The sequence below is a fragment of the Dietzia cercidiphylli genome (genome assembly GCF_014145145.1).
GTDB lineage: Bacteria > Actinomycetota > Actinomycetes > Mycobacteriales > Mycobacteriaceae > Dietzia > Dietzia natronolimnaea.
In genome coordinates, this window is sequence record NZ_JAALEA010000309.1 from 1 (window position 1) to 4,427 (window position 4,427).

The 4,427-nt window shown below is 72.2% G+C and carries 5 protein-coding genes and 1 pseudogene; 4 read left to right on the forward strand and 2 right to left on the reverse strand.

From position 1 onward, the window contains the following. Positions 1–334 (reverse strand): annotated as a pseudogene (locus G6028_RS11340) (FAD-binding protein); the annotation flags it as partial. A gap of 39 nt (positions 335–373) precedes the next feature. On the opposite strand from G6028_RS11340, the gene G6028_RS11345 reads away from it, so the two are divergent. From G6028_RS11345 to G6028_RS11360, 4 genes are all read left to right on the forward strand, one after another. Then, entirely contained in the window at positions 374–874 is a 501-nt protein-coding gene (locus G6028_RS11345) for a DUF2505 domain-containing protein (RefSeq protein ID WP_182658911.1), read from the forward strand. 133 nt (positions 875–1,007) lie between these two features. Further along, positions 1,008–1,844: an LmeA family phospholipid-binding protein gene (locus G6028_RS11350; protein ID WP_182658913.1), complete on the forward strand. Its 837-nt coding sequence runs from the start codon at positions 1,008–1,010 to the stop codon at positions 1,842–1,844. A 31-nt stretch (positions 1,845–1,875) separates the two neighbouring features. After that, complete coding sequence (locus G6028_RS11355; RefSeq protein WP_182616924.1) at positions 1,876–2,397, forward strand: metallophosphoesterase family protein; 522 nt, start codon at positions 1,876–1,878, stop codon at positions 2,395–2,397. A gap of 64 nt (positions 2,398–2,461) precedes the next feature. Then, entirely contained in the window at positions 2,462–3,412 is a 951-nt protein-coding gene (locus G6028_RS11360) for an NADP-dependent oxidoreductase (RefSeq protein WP_182658915.1), read from the forward strand. Between the two features lie 26 nt (positions 3,413–3,438). On the opposite strand, the gene deoC is transcribed toward G6028_RS11360, so the two are convergent. Next, positions 3,439–4,140 (reverse strand): deoxyribose-phosphate aldolase, encoded by a 702-nt coding sequence (gene deoC, locus G6028_RS11365; RefSeq protein ID WP_182658917.1) that lies wholly within the window; start codon positions 4,138–4,140, stop codon positions 3,439–3,441. Between the last annotated feature and the right edge of the window lie 287 nt (positions 4,141–4,427).

Here is a 4,427-nt window from a genome sequence, read left to right on the forward strand (position 1 = left end):
CGTCGCCGGTGCCGCCCGCCTCGCGGTAGCCGATCTCGCGGTTGCGGACGGCCACCACCACCATGTCGAGGTCGCCGCCGGCGACCACCAGGTTCGACCCGCCGCCCAGCACGAGGACCGGAACGCCGGCGGCATCGAGGGCCCCGACCGCGACCGTGACCGCGTGGGCCGTCTCGCACTCCAGCAGCGCGCGGGGGCGACCACCGATGCGCAGGGTGGTGAGATCGGCCAGGCGGGGATCGGGGACCACGCGGAGACCGGCCACGGCGGACAACCCGCGGATCACGTCGTCGGCGTGGTCAGCGGTGCGGCGATCGGAGGAGGGCGGGAGCACGCGTCCGAGAGTAACCGCCCCCTTGTAGGGTTTGACCCCATGGCGACCCGCTTCTCCCACTCGGCCCACATCGACGCCCACCTCGAGACCGTGTTCACCTCGTACGGCGACGAGGCCTTCTGGCACGACCGCATGGCCGCCATCGGCAGCCCCCACGACAGCCTCGACGAGTTCGTGACCACCGGGGACTCCACCACGGTGACGCTGACCCAGCACATCCCGGACGAGGACATCCCGGACGTGGCCCGCAAGGTCCTGCCCGGCCGGTTGATCATCGTGCGGACCACCACCTACGCCGACTTCGACGGCGAGCGGTTCTCGAGCTCCGCCCGCGCGGAGGCCGCCGGCGGGCTGGGGGTCATCGACGGAGGCTCGGAGGCCGTCTCGCAGGGCGGCGTGGTGGTGGAGTCCGCGACGGGCCAGGTCAAGGTCTCCGTCCCGCTGCTGGGCGGCAAGCTGGAGAAGCTGGTCGTGTCCCACCTGACCCGGTTCTTCGACGCCGAGACGCAACACCTCAACCGCTGGACCGCCGCCCGCTGACACCGCGTCGGCCCCGGGTCGGCCCCGCGTCGGTTCCGCATCGGCCCCGTGCCGACCCCGTGCCGACCCCGTGCCGACACGGCGTTGACCTCGGGTTCTGCGATCCGGGCCGGCATCGGCGACAATTGGCGGAATGCACCCGCGGCACGACACCCAGCGACTCCCCGCCCACGACCGACCCGGCGTCCAGCACGCCGAGACCCAGCAGTTCGCCGCCGCACCGGCAGGTGACTCGTCTGACCGCCGCGACACCGGCGGGAGGCGTCGCGGCCCGATGATCGCCCTGATCGCCGCGATCGCCGTGGTGGGCCTGGTCGCCGGGGTGGTGGGGCTCGAGTTCGGCACCCGCAACGCGGTCGAGAACCGGATCCAGGAGGAGGTCACGGCCTCCCTCGGCAGCCCGGCGCAGGTGGAGTTGGGCGCGCGCCCGGTGATCCTGTCGTACTTCGGCGGTGACCTGGGCACCGTCCGCATCACCACCGACGGCAGCCCCGCGGAGGGCGGAGGCGGCCCCGCCCCCGCGATCGACATCACCGCCGAAGGGGTCAGCTCGGCCGACGACCTCACCTACGTGGACTCGCTGACCGGGACCGCCTTCGTCTCCGACCAGGCCATGTCCACCGCCGCACAGCAGGACTCCGCCGGCGACAGCATGCTCGGCGGTCTGATCCAGGTGCAGGAGATCGTCTCGGACCCGGCCTCGGGAACGCTCCGTGTCTCCATCAGCGGCCTCGCCGAGGCGATCGTGACCCCCCGGTTGATCGGCGGAAACCTGGAGATGGATCCGTCCCAGGCGTCGATCCTCGGTTTCGCACTGCCGCCCGAACTGCTCGGCGGCACCGTCTCGATGATGGACTCCGCTCTCGCCGAACTCCCCGAGGGCGTCCAGCTGACCGGGGTCCGCGTGGTCCCGGGCGGCATGGTCGTCGACCTCAGCGGACGCGACGTCGTGCTGGAGTCGACCCGGTAGTCGACTGCCGGTCGCACGGCACACTGAACCCATGCGCCTGCTGATCATCGCCGACACCCACGTCCCGACGCGCGCCCGCGATCTCCCGCCCCGGATATGGGACGAGGTCGACGGCGCGGACGTGGTGGTCCACGCCGGTGATTGGATGGACGTGGCACTTCTCGACGCAATGGAGGAACGGTCCACCCGGTTGGTCGCGTGCTGGGGCAACAACGACGGCCCTGAACTGCGCGATCGGCTGCCCGAGGTGGCGCGCGCGACCCTCGAAGGGGTGCGGTTGGCGGTGGTGCACGAGACCGGGCCGTCGGCGGGCCGGGACAGGCGCATGCACGAGGCCTACCCGGACACCGACGTCCTGGTGTTCGGTCACTCGCACATCCCGTGGGACACCACTGCGCCCGGTCAGTGTGCAGGAGCCCGCGGCCTGCGATTGCTCAACCCGGGGTCCCCCACCGACCGCCGCCGGCAGCCGTACTGCACGTACATGACCGCCACCCTCGCCGGCGGCCTGGTGGGCGAGGTCGAACTGCACCGGCTTCCGCGGGATCGCTAGTCCGGGCCGCCCCACCGTGAGGTCGAGCCGGGCGGCGGTCCGCACGTTCTGCCACCCTGGGGGCATGACCGATCAAGCCACCATGCGTGTCGTGACCCAGCACTCCCTCGGCGAACCGGACGTCCTCGTCGTCGCCGAGCACCCCCGCCCCGAGCCGCGGACCAACGAGGTCCTGGTGCGTGTGAGGGCCGCCAGCGTCAACCCCACCGACTGGAAGCACCGCGGGAACGGCGGGTTCCTCGGGAAGCCGCCGTTCGTGCTCGGCTGGGACCTGTCCGGGGTCGTCGAGGCGGTCGGCATCGGTGTGGCCCGGTTCGCCCCCGGCGACGAGGTGTTCGGCATGCTCTCCTACCCGTTCGGGCACGGCGCCCACGCCGATTACGTGGCCGCGCCCGCGAGTTGGTTCGCCCCCAAGCCCGCCTCCCTCGACCACGTGCAGGCCGCCGCCCTGCCGCTGGTCTCGCTGACGGCCTGGCAGGCGCTCGTGGAGTACGCCGACGTCCGGCCCGGTCAGCGCGTGCTCATCCATGCCGCCGCCGGCGGGGTGGGTCACGTGGCCGTCCAGATCGCCAAGGCCCGGGGCGCCTACGTGATCGGCACCGCCAGCACCGGGAAGCACGACTTCCTGCGCGAGCTCGGGGCCGACGAGGCGATCGACTACCGCGAGGTGGACGTCGCCGAGGCGGTCGGCGACATCGACGTGGTGCTCGACACCATCGGCGGCGAGACGTCACTGCGCTCCCTGCGAACCCTCCGGCCCGGCGGCATCGTGGTGTCGATCCTGCCGGTGGGGTCGGACGACTTCTTCCGCGAGGCCGACGACCTGGGCGTCCGCGCGATCCGGATGCTCGTCGACTCCTCGCGGCACGACCTGGTCTCCGTCACCGATCTCGTGGAACAGGGCGCACTGCGGGCCACCGTCTCCGAGGTCTTCCCCCTCGAGCAGGCCGCGGAGGCGCATCGACGGGGCGAGACAGGCCGGACCACCGGCAAGATGGTGCTCACCACCGACTGAGGTCCGGCCCGGAGCGGCGGGACGGGTCAGCTCTCCGGGAAGCCCTCCAGCACCGCGCGGCTGCCGCTCAGACCAAGCCGGGTGGCGCCCGCGGCGATCATGGCCCGGGCGGTGTCGGCGTCGCGGATCCCACCCGAGGCCTTGATACCGAGTTGCCCGCCCACCGCTCGGTGCATGGCGGCGACCGCACGAACGCTGGCCCCGCCGGCGGGGTGGAAGCCGGTGGAGGTCTTGACCATGTCCGCCCCCGCGCGCGCGACGGCGTGGCACAGCTCCTCGACCCGCTGGTCACCCGCCTCCTCGCCCAGCGCCCGGTGGATCGCGGCGGTCTCCAGGATCACCTTGATCACGGTGGGCGGGGGCACGGCGTCGCGCATCGTCAGCACGTCGGCCATCACCTCGTCCACCAGACCGGCGATCGCCGCACCCACGTCGATCACCATGTCCACCTCGACGGCGCCCTGATCCACCGCCAGCCGCCCCTCCATGGCCTTGACCAGCGCGTGGTGTTTTCCGGAGGGGAAGCCGGCCACGGTCGCCACCGTCAGGCCCTCCGCCCGCACCGGGAGCATCGCCGGGCTCACGCACACCGCCTTGACCCCGAGAGCGCGGGCCTCGTCCACACAGGCCTGCACGTCCTCGCGGGAGGCGTCCGGGGAGAGCAGCGTGTGGTCGATCATCGCCGCGACGCGAGCGCGGGTCAGCTGAATCTGTGGCGTGGCATTCATGCCGGCCAGCCTAGGAGCCTGCTGAAGAAGATGTGATCCTGGCGGTGGGGGCGGTGCGCCTGTGTCAGTTGGGTGCCGTCTGGCCGTGTCGCGAGGTGCGGGGATCCGGGGTTCTGGCTTCGGTGACAGGGACCGCGCGGGTCGTGTGTGCGGTCTGCCGGGGCGGGAGTCCTCGCCCGGGCGGGCTGGTCAGGCCAGGGCCCAGGTTCCGTTCTGGTGGGTCAGGCCCATCGAGAGCAGTCGGCGCAGGTTCAGGGCGGCAACGCGGTGGTGGAGCCAGTTGTTGT